The sequence below is a fragment of the Cytobacillus spartinae genome (genome assembly GCF_042865285.1).
Taxonomy (GTDB): domain Bacteria; phylum Bacillota; class Bacilli; order Bacillales; family Cytobacillaceae; genus Robertmurraya_A; species Robertmurraya_A spartinae.
Genome location: NZ_JBIACK010000001.1, coordinates 616,865 through 633,338 on the forward strand (window position 1 = coordinate 616,865; position 16,474 = coordinate 633,338).

Consider the following 16,474-nt stretch of genomic DNA (forward strand, 5'->3'; position numbering starts at 1 on the left):
CAAGTAAGACGAACAAAAATGGACCACAACAGAATTAGGCTGAAGTGGTCAACTTTGTTGATTATTTTCACTATAGATCAAATTTTTAAAGAGAGTTGAAATATACAGCATTAAACAATGGATAAAAATATTTAAAGTTGAAACATGAAATCGCTTTTTCACCACTTTAGTTTCATGAATAACCCAATCTAAGAAGCTTGCGAATACTAGAAAAACCCCTTTTGGGATGAGTCCTCCCTTTTTAACAGTGATAGCGGAAAGCAATGATAACAAGATTGAATATAACGGAGCTAGGATAAAATGTTCTTTCCATGAATGAATTTTACCCAAACCAAAACGGAATTTTCTTACCACAGCCATAACATATAATATGTTGACTCCCGTAACTAAGATAGATAAAAATAAGGAAATGAATAGTATGAATCTAGTTCCTTTTTCTAAATGGTTTTTCCAGTAGTCACTCAAATTATAGAACACAGGCAAGAAAAAGCTTGTAAAATAAGATTTCCACCATAGAGTACTATAGACTTTCGTTTGAATAAAATACTGTTCAACTAGATAGAAATACACGATAAAAAATAATTTCCCTACCCAACCCAGTTTAAATGTTCTTATAAATTGGGAGGTAAACGGGACAAAGATTGCTTGTGATAAAATCGCCCCAAGAATATTATCTAAGTAATTGTTTCTTAATATTTTGGGCTTGTATTTATAAGCATTAAATAGATTTAATACAATGTATTCAAAAAGATATGCAAACCCTATGTCCGACATTAAAGAAATAAATGAACGTTTACGATCATTGCTTCTAATAAAAGCAGCGATTAGTAGGGATGTATGTATAACTGCCAATATTAGGAACGATTTATTATTGCGGTTTAGTCGTTTCATGGAGAGCCACCTATGAAGTCGAGAATAGTAAGTATTCATAGTGTTTGTAGAAGGAACGACAATATACTCATATTGCTTTTGTAAAAACCTTAACTAATTCTTATCTTCCTGAAATTTTATAAAAAAGATAATCCAACGACAAATAAGCGCTAGTACAAAATAGACAGGAAAAGAATAAATGTGTTTCCAGGTAAACTCTTTGTAGACTCCTAGCCAAACCATAGTGGGCTCTGCTACAAATGCAATAAAAAAAGACAATAACAAACTTGCGATGGCGTATGATTTCATTTGGTGTCCCCATTTTTGATAAACAAGCATAAATGGAATGATGACTACTCCTACATCGTATGGGTATAACTGTGGGTATAAATAGGGAGTTAGACGGATTGGGTATGTCCACGCTAAGGCGTTGCTGCCAATTGAATCTAAAATTGTAGCAATTACTCCTAAAAACAACCCATATGTTAGAATTTCAGTAAGCCGTTTTTTGTCTACGAATTTCCACCAAAAGAGGGCTGGAAGAATGGAAAGAAATACAAGAAACCACCACTTCGGGGTTAAAAAATTATGATCATACCAATACTCTCGAAGTAATTTATAAAACTCTTTCTCAGCCTCTAGTACTTCGTTTAAAGTTATTTGAGCGAAGTATGGCATTTTTACCAGGACTTTGAATAAAAATAAATCCAAATCAGCACCCCCTCTATAAATTAGGATGGTACTTTTTTTACGAATCATGTATTTTGTTCTTCATGTTACTGAGGTTAGTTAGGTATGGCAAAAGTTACTTGGCTCGTTTGTCATCACATTCAAATTGAAGAACAGAGTACTAGCCTTTTGGTTCTTCTGACTCTAATCATAGAAATTGTCCTTGTCCTGTCAGAAGTTCACTCTTCTTCTGACTCTACTTACTGAAATTGCCTTTGTGCTGTCAGAAGTTCTCTCTTCTTCTGACTCTAATCATAGAAATTGTCCTTGTCCTGTCAGAAGTTCTCTCTCCTTCTGACTCAAACCACAGAAATTGTCTCCGGACTGTCAGAAGTTCACTCTTCTTCTGACTCAAACCACAGAAATTGTCTCCGAACTGTCAGAAGTTCACTCTTCTTCTGACTCTACTCACTAAAATTGCCTTTGTGCTGTCAGAAGCTCTCTCTTCTTCTGACTCTACTCACTGAAATTGTCTTTGTGCTGTCAGAAGTTCTCTCTTCTTCTGACTCTAATCATAGAAATTGCCTTTGTGCCGTCAGAAGTTCTCTCTTCTTCTGATTCAAACCACAGAAATTGTCTCCGGACTGTCAGAAGTCGGCCTAATAGCTAACATCGGTGGATATTGTTAAATGTAAAACCTTGGTGGGAATTATCTTTCTGAATGTATTAGTTTAATTGGCTCGCTCTCAAAAGCAACTTACTTAATGTTTCTAAAATCATTCAGCACTGCCTAAAAATCACAACAAAAAAATAGCCTACCATTCACAATATTTGCGAATCCTGGCACGCTATTTCATTTGTTTTTGATCATCTCCAAAGCGGGTTAACAGTCCTCATCCAGCCTCGACCTGATTCCGACCATCTTCTTTTGCTTTATATAAAGCATTATCAGCACGCCTCAATAAATCTTTTGCTTCATCCCCATTTACATACTCTGCAACGCCAAAGCTACACGTAAGACCTTCTATTTGTTTGAAATCGTGTGTGGCGATTAAATCTTTTATACGATTTGAGAGAGTAATTCCCTTCGATAGAGGTGTATTAACCGCAATCAAGAGGAACTCTTCACCTCCCCAACGACCAAAGAAGTCAGATTTTCGTAAACTATCTTTAACTAGATTAGCTAATTCTTCTAAGACATGGTCCCCGATTTCGTGACCATATGTATCATTTATCTTTTTAAAGTGATCGATATCAAACAAGATAACAGTTAATTGTTCTTCCCTATTGCCAGCTCGTACAATTTCCTGCTGTAATAGAGAGTCCATTTTTCTTCGATTCGGAAGTTTCGTTAAGTAATCTGTGTTTGCATAATGCTTAGACACTTCTGCTTCTAGAAAGGTTTCGATTACTCTTTGTAAAAAGTACAACGCTACAATAAAGCCCGCATTTGCGCTAAAAAACTGAATGATCACATCAAGGGTATTACTATTAGCCATTTCACTAAAAAATACATGATAGAAACCAGGTAGAAGTGTTGTAATAAATATACAAGCACTAATAACAAATGCTGTCAGACCTCTAAACGTAATAAATAATAGAAAATAGAAGATCGGATACCAATAGGAAACCGTCCCTAGATTATCATTTCCAGCTACGCCTAGGTCCATCAGGATCGTATCGTACATCCTAAGTATGTAAATAACTGAAGCTAAAATAGAAATCGCAAGCTCAATAAAATGAAATGTATTTTTCTTAATAAGAAGCAAGAGAAAACATGTCAAAAGCCCAATACATAAAGAAGTAAATGTAAACATATTTAGAAGACTAATAGATCCGGCCTTGACCAACAATCCAAAAATAATGGCAAATGCAATAAAAAATACAGGAAGTAGAATTAAGTAGACCTTAACTTTCCATTGCGTAAAGGTCTGATTTTTATAAAAGTGGAAACTCATGTTTTCACCAACGTTCTATCACTTAAATTAGCTAAATTATAGCATAAAAAGTAGAAAAAGATTTAATTGAAGCTCTAGTAATAAAAAAATTTTTGTAAAAATTCTCATAATTTGAATAAAAATTACAATCAAGGTGAATATATAAATAAATCTTATGAAAGGGGGCTAAATAATGGAAGTATCGATGAGTCATGCAGATGTTCTTCAGCAAATTAAACAACTAAAGGATAGTGGCGCAAATTTAAGTAAGAAACAAGTAAAAAAAGCTCATCCTCAGCTCATGAGAAGTGCTTTACACTATTTCCCTGATTGGGATAGCGCGATCGAACGTAGCAGTTAAAAGACTTGTAAGTTTAAGGTGTAGAGAAAAGTAATCTCTAGTTATTAGAGACAACACCCTTTTACTTGCAGGCGTTGTCTCTTTTTTTTGTATCGAAGTATTTTTTAGTTTACCACTGCGACAGCGACAAAAAACTCATGATATAAAGCCTGAACAGCTCTTCTTTCGTCTTCTTCTTTAATTCCAAACATCATACTAACTTCTGATGACCCCTGATTAATCATTTCGATGTTCACTTTTGCATCAGCTAATGCTTTGGATGCCCTGGCTGTGGTACCGACGTTATGCCGCATTCCTTCCCCAACAATCATAATTAAAGCGAGATTATGTTCGACTTTTACCTCATCTGCAGCAAGTTCATCCTTAATACGGCTGATAATGTTCTGTTCAACCTCATAGCTCATTTGATTTTGTCTTAACACTATAGAAATGTCGTCAATTCCAGATGGGGTGTGCTCATACGACAATCCGTTTTCCTCCAAGATCCTTAACAGCTTACTTCCAAAACCAATTTCTCTGTTCATTAAATATTTGCTTACATAAATGCTACAAAAACCTTTATCGCTAGCAATTCCAATCACAGGTCCATTTGTGTTACTTCTTTCATTAACAATTCTCGTACCCGGAGCATTAGGGTTGTTTGTATTCTTGACATTCACAGGAATTCCTGCTCTGTAAGCTGGAATGAGCGCTTCATCATGGAACACAGAAAACCCCGCATAGGAGAGCTCCCTCATTTCACGATAAGTTAATTCCCGAATTTCCTTTGGTTGAGAAACAATATTGGGGTTTACGGAATAAACAGCATCAACATCCGTGAAATTTTCATAAACCTCTGCCTTAACTCCATTTGCTAAAATACTTCCCGTAATGTCTGAGCCACTTCTAGAAAAAGTAACCACTTCACCAGCTTTGTTGTAACCAAAGAACCCAGGGAATATAATAATTCCCGCTTGATTACGAAGGTTATACAAAAGCTCATAAGACTCCGGTAATACTTGAGCATTTCCTAATTCATCTGTAACAAATAAACCAGCTTCTTTTGGATTCACATAATTAGCTTCTACCCCTTGAGCATTGAAAAAAGCTGCAATTAGCTTTGCATGATTGTCTTCTCCAGTGGCCTTAACTGATTCTACGTATTTGGCAGAGTTGCTTTTATCACCATTCAATACGTCTAGAAGATCTTTCTTAATCCCTGCTATGACATCACTTGAAAGGGATAGCTCATTGGAAATATTTTCATACCTTTCTAAAATAGATAAAATGATGTCGTTAGCATCCTCATCGTTTAATAATTTCTCAGCGCACTCAATCAATAAGTCTGTGACCTTAATATCTGAAGAGAAGCGTTTTCCTGGTGCTGAAACGACAACTATTTTACGTGCGGGATCGGATGTAACGATATTAAAAACTTTTTTCACTTGCTCCCCAGTCGATAATGAAGAGCCCCCAAACTTAACAACCTTCATAATTGATAGCCTCACTTTAATTTTTCATGGAATGTTACTATTATCACTCTAAAGCATAAAAGTTTCAATAGTTTTTTCCGCTAGACGAAGACATTTGTCTATATATAACGGAAAGAAAACGCATACATCTATTCAAATAAAAAAGCTGTGTCATAAAATACTTGACACAGCAATTGTTTATTTAGGGACTTTTATTAAATTTTCAAACTGGTTTGCGATTAAAGGTTTGGAAACGTAATATCCTTGTACATGGTCAATTCCAAGCATCTTGATATACGTTAACTCTTCTAGAGTCTCCACTCCTTCAGCTACAACGTCCATTTGAAGACCATGGGCAAGCTGGATTATCGCTTGTACAATGGAGGCTCGTTCTTCCCTCAGATGCACATCCTCGATAAACCCACGATCGATTTTTAGCGCATGCAAACGGAATTCTTTTAGGTACATCATTGATGAGTAACCTGTTCCAAAATCATCTAGAGAAATGTAGATTCCCATGTCTTTTAATTTTGTTACAGCCTGCGCAGTAAACGTGTCTTCCTCCATAAAAGTTCCTTCGGTTATTTCAATCTCAAGCCATTCTGGTTCTAAGTTTGTCTCCTCTAAAACCTCTCTAACAAATTCATCAAAATTTGTCCGTTGGAATTGTATAGCGGATACGTTAACCGCAACTCTGTATGAAAGTAAGCCGTTTTCCTGCCATTCCTTCGCTTGGCGGCATGCCTCTTTTAGAACCCACTCCCCTAACGGAACAATAAAACCTGTTTCTTCCGCAAGAGGGATAAAATCTGCTGGGGAGATTAAGCCTTTCGTTGGGTGATTCCATCTGATTAATGCTTCCGCACTTTTTATATCCCCTGTGTTTATGTCTACCTTTGGCTGATAAACAAGGAAAAATTCCTGTTCCTCAAGTGCTCGTTGAAAATCATTTTCTAATGTAAACCGATAATCGTTGGTTGAAATAATATCCTTGTCATAAATCCGATACTGGTTTCCACCTGTTTGTTTGGCTGAGTACATGGCCATATCGGCAGCTTTTAAGAGCGATTCTGCTTCCACTCCATGTTCAGGGAATAAAGCAATTCCGACACTCGTATGAGTATGTATTGTGTTTCGACCAATTTTATATGGTTGTTGGCAAATCATTAACATTTCTTCAGCAATCTTAATAACTTCCTTTTTAGTTGTAAACGAAGGGATTAAGAAGGAGAATTCATCTCCGCCAATTCGAAAAAGTGTACCTTTGTCGGAAAGCTGACTCTTCAATCTTGTTCCTATTTTTCTCAATAATTGGTCACCCGCTTCATGTCCAAGGTGATCGTTGATGACTTTCAGTCTATCTAAATCCATATATAATAAGGCAAATGGACTCGCCTCGGCCTTATTAATGGTAATAAGGCGTTCTAACTCATCGGCAAAATGCTGACGATTAGCTAATCCAGTTAGTGTGTCATGATAAGCTAAGTACTGAATATGCTCCTCTTGTTTCTTCTGTTGAGTGATGTCTTTTCCTAAATAAAAGATTCCTGAAACCTTTTTGTCAACGATAATCGGCACAGCATTGATACTGAATAATAAATAATCACCAGATTTATGTCTTACTTGACATTCGAACCTAGTTGAATTCCCGCCAATTAGTACTTCAAAATGCTGGAGGATCTTCTTTTTATCCCGAGGATGAATAAATGGAATAAAGTGCTCCCCAATCATTTCCTCTTTTGTAAAACCTGATGTTAACAAACCCGTTTTGTTTACCTCAACGAATTTTCCAGATAAATCTAAAATGAATGCAGAATCCATATTGTTCTCAAATAGTGAACGATATTTTTCTTCTCCTTCTGCTAACCTTTTTGACATATACATATTTTCAGTAATATCTTGAATGGTTCCTACCAGTTTTTCAGGTTGTTTCTGGTCGTTATAAACAACAGAACCAAAGCAGTGAATCGTTCGAACTTCTCCATCAAGCCTCACGATCCGAACAATTGCTTCAAGTTCCCCTTTTAGAAACGATCTTTTTAAGATTCTCGGTACTTTTTTCCTATCTTCAGGATGAATGGCAGATAAGAAGGTATATTTCGTAAATTTGGACCCTGCTTCTAAGCCAAATATACGGTAAATTTCATCAGTCTTATATAATTCTCCTGTTAAGATATTAAAATCACAACTACCAATATTGGCAATTCGCTGTGCTTCCCTTAGATTTTGCTCACTTTTAATCAATTGAGATTCTAACTTCATTCGACTCGTTATATCATTGACAGAGCCAATAATTACAGGTTGTCCTTTTAAATGTGAAACAGATGCGCGAACCTCAATGATAATCTTTGTTCCGTCTTTCTTAACGGCTGGAACTGTATATAACGTAGGAACCTCTTCCCCGTTTAAGCGCTTTCTTGCGTTTTCCATAACAATTTTGCCTGTATTTCTATCAAACATTGGAACTTCATCGAATGCTTTACCGATAAATGTTTCGTGATTATGGCCTAACACATCTAGAAAGACTTTCCCTACATAAATAAAACCGCTTTTTCCATAAATAAATGCTCCGAGCTGAGAGTCTTCTAAAATAACACGGAATTGCTCTAGTTGATCAAAAACTTGCCTGTCGTAATGGTTCTTATTCCGGATATATCGAATGGCTGTTATGCTCACTAATGGTAAACTGATTATTAAAATTGCAGCATATTCCAATAAGTTGCTTAGGATAAAAGGTAGGGATAATCCATGAATGAAATCCTCTAAAACAATATGCTGAATGGAAAAACCTATAAATAACGATCCAAAGAAGAGCAACATTACCTTTGATAGATTAATAGTCATACGTTGTTTCATTGCATTTACACCTCACACTAGGTCAATCACACTATAAATACGTTGTTATCATCATCATAGTGACTTTCTTCCCATTGTACAATAGAAAACTTCCATTTTATGAAAATACTTGTAATTTCCCCCTCGGATATATATAGATGGTAGTTAGTTTATTACTTATTCGATCCTCTCATAAAAAAAGCCCTATCACTCGGATAGGGCTTACCATTATTAATCTCTTCCTTTTCCATTTCCACCTTTGTTACCATTACCGTTTCCGCCATTATTACCATTTCCGTTACCACCGTTGTTGCCTTTGTTACCTTGATTCCCGCGTTCTTTTTCTTCTTCTATTTCTTCATTGTCATCTGATTCAACGGCTTCAGCTGTTTCTTCCTCTTCCTCTATTTCTTCCACTTCTGCTGGTTCCTCTGTTACATCTGAATTAGTATCTGTATTCTCTACGTTTTCAACTTCTTCATTCTCTTCTTCTTTGGTTTCAGCATCATTCGAGGATTTACCTTTGCCTTTATTCGCTTTTTCTTCTACTTTCTTAGCTGCTTTTTCTATTTTTTCAGCTGCCTTTTCATTTTTCTTCGCAACTTTTTCTGCAGCTTTTTCTAATCCTTTAGTAGAAACGGCTATCGTTGATTCTTCTTCCACAACTTCTTCTTCATTTTCTACTACAGTTGTTTCATCTTGTGTAGCTTCTTCTGTTGATTCACCCTCTTCAGTCGATGTAGCCTCAGCTACTTCAGTCGTTTCAGTTTCATCAGTAGGTTCTAGTTCCTCGGAATCTCCTTCTGTTACAACACCAAGTTTAGTCTTGGCTCTTTCGATGTTTCTAGCAAGGGCAGCCTTTGCTGTTGGATTCTTAACTTTTTCCATTGCTGCTGTTAAAGCAATAATGTTTTGACCTAATACCTCTTCTATGGAATCTTCTGATTGTTCTGATTCTTCATCAGCAGTCCCAGTAGGTTCTTGTCCATCAGTTGGTTCTTCTGAATCCAGCTCAAGAGCCTTTTCTAGCTCTTCCATGGCTTTTTGTAACGTTTCTTCTGCTAACTCCTCATCGCCTTTTGATAGCAAAACTTCCGCTTCTAGGATACGTTTTTCAGCAATCTCAGCTAATAGAGCAGCTTTCTCTACATCATCAAAAGTTAGAGCTAACTGAATTTTTTCTGTGAATGTTTTTATAAAGTATAGAAAATCTCCTGGTATCAGTGTTGGTTCCTCAGTTTCATCAACTTCTTCTTCATCTGTAGGTTGGGTTTCATCAGCAGGTTCATCTGTTACTAAAGTTGTGTCTGTTTCAGTAGTTCCAGAAGTATCATCGCTTACAGTAGTTTCTTCATTGATTGTGGTTTCTTCATTGATTGTGGTTTCTTCATTCACCGTAGATGTTTCATCTGCAAACACACTTCCTGCCCCTAACGAAAGAGAAAATGCTGCTGCGAGTACACTAGTTGCCAATACATTTCGTACTTTTTTGTTGATCATGTTACATCCTCCTTTTAATAGCAAAGGTTTCCGTACCCACTATCCCTTTTTTTGCTAATAAAAAAATTCCTACATTCTAATAAATAGATTGCAAGAATTCGGGAAATAACAATAGACGTTACTCCTCATTCTTTAGCAACCCAGCCGCCATGGTAAGCTTACTTTAGGCCTGTGGCTTTGCGTCATCGCTTTTCAACGATTTTGCCTTTTGTAGTGAATGGGACGAAATACTTTATCCTTAGTTTACAGAAAGATCTTCCATATTGGTATGATAAAAAAGTACTATTATTGCTAATATGATAGGTAAAGTTGACTGTTTTTTAACATGATTGTCAAATATACACTGTGATGCAAAAAAATATACCCACCTCAGAATGGGGCGGGCATCCAATTATAGTTTAAAGTGTTCTATATACATCTGGACAATCTACTTGTGTTGGTGAAAAGAAACAGTGAGATTTATGACGGCCTGTGTTTGCTTGATTAAACCATTGGGCTGGACAATCGCCTTCTGGTCTAAAGAACCATAGTGCGTTACTAGCTGGGTGATATCGTTTTCCGGCAATTACATCTCTTGCTAGTTTTATATCGGCTGCCCGAGCCGGTTGATAAAAGTATCCTTTTATGGTTGCCTCGAATCCACCTGGACGCTGATAAACCATTTTTCGAATATCTGTAATATTCTTAAAATCTATACAATTGGATCTCGCTCGATTTACCCCTACATTGCCAACCATAAGCATTCCTAGTTTCCCATCGCCTTCTGCCTCAGCTCGCATTAAACGAGCCAATAATTTAACATCTTCTTCTGTAGCTTTTATAACTGCCAACGCAATTCCTCCCTACAGTACGTACGTGCATATATATAAATATATGTAGGTTCGCCCGTCCAGGTTTACTGTTTGATCAAAAATTCACCCACTGCCTTATTAGGAGTTTAATAGCAAATGAGGGACAAAATATCAAGGTGAATAGAGTGAAGTGTCTTTCGTAGTGGGGATGAAGGACAAAATAGAATGATACATAAAGCGAAGTGTCTTTCATCGAGTGAATGAAGCCAAACTCCAATCTTACATCGAGAGAATTGTCCTTCATTTTGTCTCGCCGTACTGATGATAACTGACTAACGAACGAACGTTCCCTCCCTCCCCCTGAAATTTGTATGACGATGAATTATATAATCTTTCATTTATACAAAAAAATCCCTTTAAATATGGGATTTTTTTCTTCGTGGGCTTCTAGGAGGTAGCAAAGGACAAACTATAACTAAACGCCTCTCTTATTCCCCCAAATGTATGTGTGGAGCTGAGGAAGTACCTTAACGTTCTTTAATTCATCGTCAGCCATTACTTTATCGATTAACCATGTATACTTTTCTAGTAATCTTTTAACAAGATCACGATCATCAGTAGTTGTAATATCGTCATTCCCAACCTGGCAAAAGAACGGAACATGCGGGTAGCGTTGATGAATTTGCTTAGCGTACTCATAATCTTGGTCATCAAAGATTACCACTTTTAAACTTATACTTCGACCACTTAGATTCTTAATGATTTCGTCCAGCTTCTCAAAATTGGTTATCATCCCAGAACTAGGAGGTTTTGGTGAGATTGTTAACTCATCAATATCATAAAACCAATCTTGCCACTTGCTACCTTGTGTTTCTAAGCCAACCTTAATGTCGTTCTCTTGTAAAATATGAATTAACTCATCAAGGTTTTTTAATAGCGCTGGATTCCCCCCGGAAATCGTTACAAAAGAAAAACCATTTCCACCAAGAGCTTTAAGTTCTGTCCAAATCTCATCGGCTTCCATTTGTTTTATTAAGTCTTTCCCCGAACCATCCCAAGTAAAAGAAGAATCACACCAAGAGCAGCTATAATCGCAGCCTGCTGTACGAACGAACATTGTCTTTTGACCAATCACCATTCCTTCGCCTTGAATGGTAGGACCAAAAATCTCCATAACAGGTAATTTACTCACCAATCATCCACTCCCGTCTTGCTTCTGCATAGCTAGTAGGAGTTTCGAACAAACGAACAAACTCTACTCTTGCACCATCATATTGATTTTCACGGTTCTTTAAAGATTCCTCCATTTTTTCATAAATCCAAACAACCATATTTTCTGCTGTTGTATTCATTGGAGGCAATGTTTCATTCAAATATTTATGATCTAAGAAGATTTCGATCTCATTTTTCCAAATTTCTTTAATGTCACCGAAATCAATTAATAGACCACGATCATCTACAAAGCCACTGATTCCAAAAATAACTCGGTACGTATGTCCATGGAGGTTTTTACATTTACCCTCATAGTTGTGTAAGTGATGTGCCGAATCAAATGTAAATTCCTTACTTACCATTACACGCTTTGAATGGTATTTTAACTGATCCTTTTTAATATCTACATCTATTTTTTGGAGTTTATCAACGATGCGAAATCCGTACATAGTCTATAACTCCTTTCTTTCATTCTGATAATCTTCTAAGCCCTTTTGTCTGAGCTTACATGCCGGGCATTCCCCGCATCCGTCAGAAATAATTCCGTTATAGCACGTTAATGTTTTTTCACGAACAAAATCAAAAGCTCCTAAATCATCTGCAAGCTTCCAAGTCTCGGCCTTGTTTAACCACATTAACGGAGTATGAATGACAAATTGCTCATCCATTGACAGATTTAGAGTGACGTTTAACGATTTTATAAAAATGTCACGACAGTCTGGGTATCCGCTAAAATCGGTTTCACAAACGCCCGTCACAATATGCTTAGCTCCTACTTGACTAGCCAGAACCCCCGCAAACGACATGAATAAAAGGTTACGCCCTGGTACGAATGTAGAAGGCAATTCACCATCTTCTCCATCTTTTACTTCAATATCACTTCTCGTTAGCGCATTCGGTGCCAATTGATTAAGCAAACTCATATCTAATACGTGATGTTTAATTCCCAGCTCGCTTGCTATATTTCTTGCACAATCTATTTCAGTAACATGTCTTTGGTTATAATCAAACGTAACGGCAATAACTTCTTCAAAACGCTCCAACGCCCAAAACAAACATGTTGTACTATCCTGTCCACCGCTAAATACAACAACAGCTTTGTCTTTTTTCATTTAACATTCTCCTCGGAAAAAGAAAAAACAGCACCACTAAGAAAGCAGAACTGTTTTCCTTAGTTTTTTTAAAGAGGGTAGCTAGAACCTCTACCGCTAAGCGGATTTTCTATATAATTGTACATTCTTAAAAGTATAACAACATTCCTATTCTAGCATAATTTAAGAAAAAGTCATTGTTTTTTTGTTAGAACTGTATATTCCATTTCTGTTTGTCCTTATGCTTATATATTTAAGAATGCCTTAAATTTCGGACTAAGTTCACTCCATACATCAAAAGCATTTCCATTACAATCATAGAATACGAAATTATTTCCTGCATGACCTCTATCTTCAATTTCTCCTACTTTTACATCTAGGTGAATCAAATCTTGATGCAGCTTCTCTAAAGCTTGTATTCCATTCACTTCAAACGTCTGAGAGAAACGTTCCTTCCCGAATTGATCCTCAAAATTTGCTTTTTCCCCTTCTTTTGCCTTTACTAGAAAAAAGCTTTGATTAGCTAAATCGATAATGGCTTTATCTTCATCTTGGTAGTTTAAAACGGCTTGCAGTTTGTTACAATACCAATCGACTGATTCCTGGACATTTTGTACAGGAATATAAGTGGTTCCTACTCTAAGTAATCTAATCGTCATGGTTCTCAGCTACTTTCATTGGTTTTTGTTCTATTTGTTGACCCAGGTAGAAGTGACTAATTTCGGTGTGCTCCTCAATTTCCTTGCTACCAAGTTCACTTATTTTATATATCCCTCTCTCAACCTTCTCAAACCATCTATAGTAATTCTTATGTAGAATGGACAAGGTTTTCTCACCTGTTCCCATCTCCCTTAACTTTTTAGGAGAAAGCGGTCCGTATTTTTGTAGTAAACTCGCAATTTGAATACAATTCTCTTTATAGGCTGTCATTATTTTTGTTTTTGTACTTCCGCCTACATTATGGTCTCCATTTCTGCCTTCTATCTCTGCTAGGATTCGCTCTCTTTTTTTCTTGTTTCTTCGCATAACTGCTTTTCTGTCAAAGGGTCCCGGAGAGATGGATACTTCAATGGTTGGTGATTTTCTGTTTAGATTAACAAGAATTAATCCTAATTCGAGTCTTCTAACCAAGTGACAGATATCCATCCACTTTTTCGATCTTAATTTATACTTTGGCTTTGGAATAGCGATATATACGAGGTCAGTAATACGCTGTCTAGCAGTTGCTTGTACAAGAAGATCGACGGTAAGATTTTTCTTTAATTCCACAATCACGAGTTCATCCTCTTTAACTGCAGCTACGTCACAATGGTTCACCTCAGCATACACTTCAAAACCTTGCTTTTTAAAATAGTTTCGAACTGGTTTATATAAATCTACTTCATAAATTTTTTCTTTTGCTGCCATACTTAAAACCCCTAGATGTGCATTTGTCCATTAGTATATCATATTTATCCGGTTCTGATTTGTAAAAATGTTCCTGAATGTGAGATGACTTTTATGTATTCTGTACATACTTTGGCAACAATTTGGTAGTAAAATAGAATGGATAATTATATAAGGAGAAAAAAGATGATACATAAGAAAATTCTTGTTGTTGAAGACGATGATTCTATTTCAGATATTATCGCCTATGCACTAAGGAAAGAAGGATATTTTGTACAATGTGCATTTTCTGGTGCAGAGTTTTTTCCACTACTGGATCAAATTCAACCTGACTTACTTTTGCTAGATGTCATGCTACCTGATACAACCGGCTTCGACATATGTAAATCAGTAAATCAGGAGCATCCGCACATCCCTATTATCATGTTAACGGCACGAAATGACATGGTCGATAAAATTCTTGGACTAGAACTCGGTGCAGACGACTATATGACGAAGCCGTTTGATATAAGAGAATTATTAACACGAATAAAAGTGGTTTTACGCAGAGTCGACAGTAGTCCTATAAAAGACCATTATTTACGAATCAATGAGTTTATTAAAATAGAACCGAACTCTCGTGTAATTTATAAACAAGATGAAGAGGTAAAATTAAAGCCTAAAGAATATGAGCTTCTCCTATTGCTAGCGGAAAATAAAAATCGTGTTTTTTCTCGTGAGGAGATCCTAGATTCTGTCTGGGATATGGACTATGAAGGAGATTTACGAACGGTTGATGTTCATGTGCAGCGCCTACGTAAAAAACTAGATTGTGAGCAACTTCCTTCCATTATTGAAACGGTATTTGGAATTGGATATAAGATGAAGGATGAAAAGCGATGAGAAAGAAACGCTCTATTAGAAAAAAGTTTCTAACTGGCTACCTTTTCATCTTCTCCTTGTCATTAATGTTGGCCCTTTTAGTTTTAACCGAAATGCTGAATCGAAATAGCGAAAACTTAATTAAAAAGGATATGGAACAGGTTCAAAAATATTCACGCGAGTACACTAAGCAGTTTGTCCTTTTGAATAACTTATCTAATAATGCTTTTTCAATAGCGGGTGGCACCCTTGTTCAAGAGCTAAGTGAGAATTTGCAGAGTAATGTCATGCTATATACTTCCGACGGGACATTTTTATTTGAAGCGATTAGAGAAGGACACGATTTTACCATTGTGAATGTAAAGCCAAGTCCCTTTTTAAAGAAAAGCAGTAATGCCGATTTAGTGCAAGCTAGGGACAATAAAGCTTCTCTAGTCATAACAAAAGTAGAGAAAAAGAATATTGTATATTTCTCCTATCCACTCTACATTAATGGTGAGCAGTACGGAATTGTGAGAGTTTCAAAGAACTATGATGATCTATTCAAGAGCAATCAAAATGTTCTTTTTGGAATGACTCTATTCATCTTGTTTCTATTTATTACTATTTTTCTATTCTCTTATGTGTTATCTAGTAAAATAACAAAACCATTGTTTCAATTAACTCAGTCTTTCCATGAAGTTGCGAATGGAAACTATGACTCAACACTTTACATAAAAACAGGGGATGAAATCGAAGAACTAACGTCACATTTTAATGAAATGAAAAGAAAGATTAAGGAACAAATCATCACCATTCAAGAAGAGAAGGAAACGATTGAAAAATTAGAAAAAAGTCGTAGGGAGTTCTTCAACAATGTTACTCATGAGCTAAAAACACCTTTAACGACTATATCTGGCTATGCGCAAATCCTGTCCGATGAAGACTTTAACGATAAATTGTTTCTATACAAAGCAGCAAATAGAATCAGAACCGAAAGTGATCGCTTACATGAAATGGTAGTAGAAGTAATAGAGCTATCTAAACGTAATATGAAGGAAATGAATAAAGTTTCCATGGATTTAATCGTTAGGCAGACGTGTGAAGATTTGGAAATGAAAGCATTGAAATATGGAATGAGTATTCAATATGATCTCATCCCCCTTTTCGTAAATGGAAATGAAAATATGCTAAGTGAGGTCATGATTAATTTACTTGATAACAGCATTAAATACGGGAAAAACGATTCCATTATCTCCGTTTCTTTAACGCAAAAGGATTACGGTTGTTTACTAGAGGTTTCAAATAAATGCAGTGAGTGTAATGAACAAATAATGCAAAATGCATTTGAACCATTTTACAGGGGAAATAAGACGAATAAAGAGGAAAAAGGTAGTACTGGGTTAGGACTTTATATAAGCAAACAAGTGGTTGAGGACCATCAAGGGACCATTGACATGAGAATGGATAATGATCTTGTTACGATATCTATAAAACTTCCTACTTGGCAACAAATTGGCAACAAGTAAAT

At 36.2% G+C, this 16,474-nt stretch carries 15 protein-coding genes and 2 riboswitches; of the genes, 3 read left to right on the forward strand and 12 right to left on the reverse strand.

Annotated elements, in window-relative coordinates:
- Nucleotides 1–48: 48 nt before the first annotated feature.
- The 3 genes from ACFYKX_RS03030 to ACFYKX_RS03040 all read right to left on the reverse strand — a co-directional run bounded on the left by ACFYKX_RS03030 (nt 49) and on the right by ACFYKX_RS03040 (nt 3,497).
- The gene (locus ACFYKX_RS03030; RefSeq protein ID WP_389357919.1) at nt 49–891 is read right to left on the reverse strand and encodes a hypothetical protein; all 843 of its coding nucleotides are present in this window, start codon (nt 889–891) and stop codon (nt 49–51) included.
- A gap of 93 nt (nt 892–984) precedes the next feature.
- A complete protein-coding gene (locus ACFYKX_RS03035; RefSeq protein ID WP_389357921.1) occupies nt 985–1,581 on the reverse strand; it encodes a CBO0543 family protein in 597 nt (198 codons plus the stop codon).
- Nucleotides 1,582–2,432: 851 nt separating this feature from the next.
- Nucleotides 2,433–3,497, reverse strand: coding sequence for a GGDEF domain-containing protein (locus ACFYKX_RS03040; RefSeq protein ID WP_389357923.1), 1,065 nt, complete (start codon nt 3,495–3,497; stop codon nt 2,433–2,435).
- Between the two features lie 172 nt (nt 3,498–3,669).
- Here ACFYKX_RS03040 and ACFYKX_RS03045 point away from each other — a divergent pair, with 172 nt between their 5' ends.
- On the forward strand, nt 3,670–3,837 hold the full coding sequence (locus tag ACFYKX_RS03045) for a hypothetical protein (protein WP_389357925.1): 168 nt from the start codon (nt 3,670–3,672) through the stop codon (nt 3,835–3,837).
- Between the two features lie 104 nt (nt 3,838–3,941).
- On the opposite strand, the gene ACFYKX_RS03050 is transcribed toward ACFYKX_RS03045, so the two are convergent.
- From ACFYKX_RS03050 to ACFYKX_RS03090, 9 genes are all read right to left on the reverse strand, one after another.
- Entirely contained in the window at nt 3,942–5,309 is a 1,368-nt protein-coding gene (locus ACFYKX_RS03050) for an aspartate kinase (protein ID WP_389357927.1), read from the reverse strand.
- 177 nt (nt 5,310–5,486) lie between these two features.
- Nucleotides 5,487–8,144 (reverse strand): EAL domain-containing protein, encoded by a 2,658-nt coding sequence (locus ACFYKX_RS03055; protein ID WP_389357929.1) that lies wholly within the window; start codon nt 8,142–8,144, stop codon nt 5,487–5,489.
- 210 nt (nt 8,145–8,354) lie between these two features.
- Nucleotides 8,355–9,623, reverse strand: a complete 1,269-nt coding sequence (locus ACFYKX_RS03060; RefSeq protein WP_389357931.1) for a DUF5667 domain-containing protein — start codon at nt 9,621–9,623, stop codon at nt 8,355–8,357.
- Nucleotides 9,624–9,754: 131 nt separating this feature from the next.
- Nucleotides 9,755–9,839, reverse strand: a riboswitch (cyclic di-GMP riboswitch).
- A gap of 182 nt (nt 9,840–10,021) precedes the next feature.
- A complete protein-coding gene (locus tag ACFYKX_RS03065; RefSeq protein WP_389357933.1) occupies nt 10,022–10,453 on the reverse strand; it encodes a cell wall hydrolase in 432 nt (143 codons plus the stop codon).
- A gap of 436 nt (nt 10,454–10,889) precedes the next feature.
- Nucleotides 10,890–11,606: a 7-carboxy-7-deazaguanine synthase QueE gene (gene queE, locus ACFYKX_RS03070; RefSeq protein ID WP_389357935.1), complete on the reverse strand. Its 717-nt coding sequence runs from the start codon at nt 11,604–11,606 to the stop codon at nt 10,890–10,892.
- Entirely contained in the window at nt 11,599–12,075 is a 477-nt protein-coding gene (gene queD / locus ACFYKX_RS03075) for a 6-carboxytetrahydropterin synthase QueD (RefSeq protein WP_389357937.1), read from the reverse strand. The genes queE and queD overlap by 8 nt, the downstream gene beginning before the upstream one ends.
- Before the next feature lie 3 nt (nt 12,076–12,078).
- Nucleotides 12,079–12,738 carry a 7-cyano-7-deazaguanine synthase QueC gene (gene queC, locus ACFYKX_RS03080; protein ID WP_389357939.1) on the reverse strand — a complete coding sequence of 220 codons (660 nt, stop codon included), beginning with the start codon at nt 12,736–12,738 and terminating at the stop codon, nt 12,079–12,081.
- A gap of 53 nt (nt 12,739–12,791) precedes the next feature.
- Nucleotides 12,792–12,835: riboswitch (PreQ1 riboswitch) on the reverse strand.
- 127 nt (nt 12,836–12,962) lie between these two features.
- A complete protein-coding gene (locus tag ACFYKX_RS03085; RefSeq protein WP_389357941.1) occupies nt 12,963–13,376 on the reverse strand; it encodes a VOC family protein in 414 nt (137 codons plus the stop codon).
- Nucleotides 13,366–14,124, reverse strand: coding sequence for a DUF2161 domain-containing phosphodiesterase (locus ACFYKX_RS03090; protein ID WP_389357943.1), 759 nt, complete (start codon nt 14,122–14,124; stop codon nt 13,366–13,368). Before ACFYKX_RS03090 ends, ACFYKX_RS03085 begins: the two co-directional genes overlap by 11 nt.
- 165 nt (nt 14,125–14,289) lie before the next feature.
- Between ACFYKX_RS03090 and ACFYKX_RS03095 the strand changes: the two genes are divergently transcribed.
- Together ACFYKX_RS03095 and ACFYKX_RS03100 are read left to right on the forward strand one after the other, a co-directional pair.
- The gene (locus ACFYKX_RS03095) at nt 14,290–14,985 is read left to right on the forward strand and encodes a response regulator transcription factor (RefSeq protein WP_389357945.1); all 696 of its coding nucleotides are present in this window, start codon (nt 14,290–14,292) and stop codon (nt 14,983–14,985) included.
- Nucleotides 14,982–16,472, forward strand: a complete 1,491-nt coding sequence (locus tag ACFYKX_RS03100) for a sensor histidine kinase (protein WP_389357947.1) — start codon at nt 14,982–14,984, stop codon at nt 16,470–16,472. Before ACFYKX_RS03095 ends, ACFYKX_RS03100 begins: the two co-directional genes overlap by 4 nt.
- Nucleotides 16,473–16,474 lie beyond the last annotated feature (2 nt).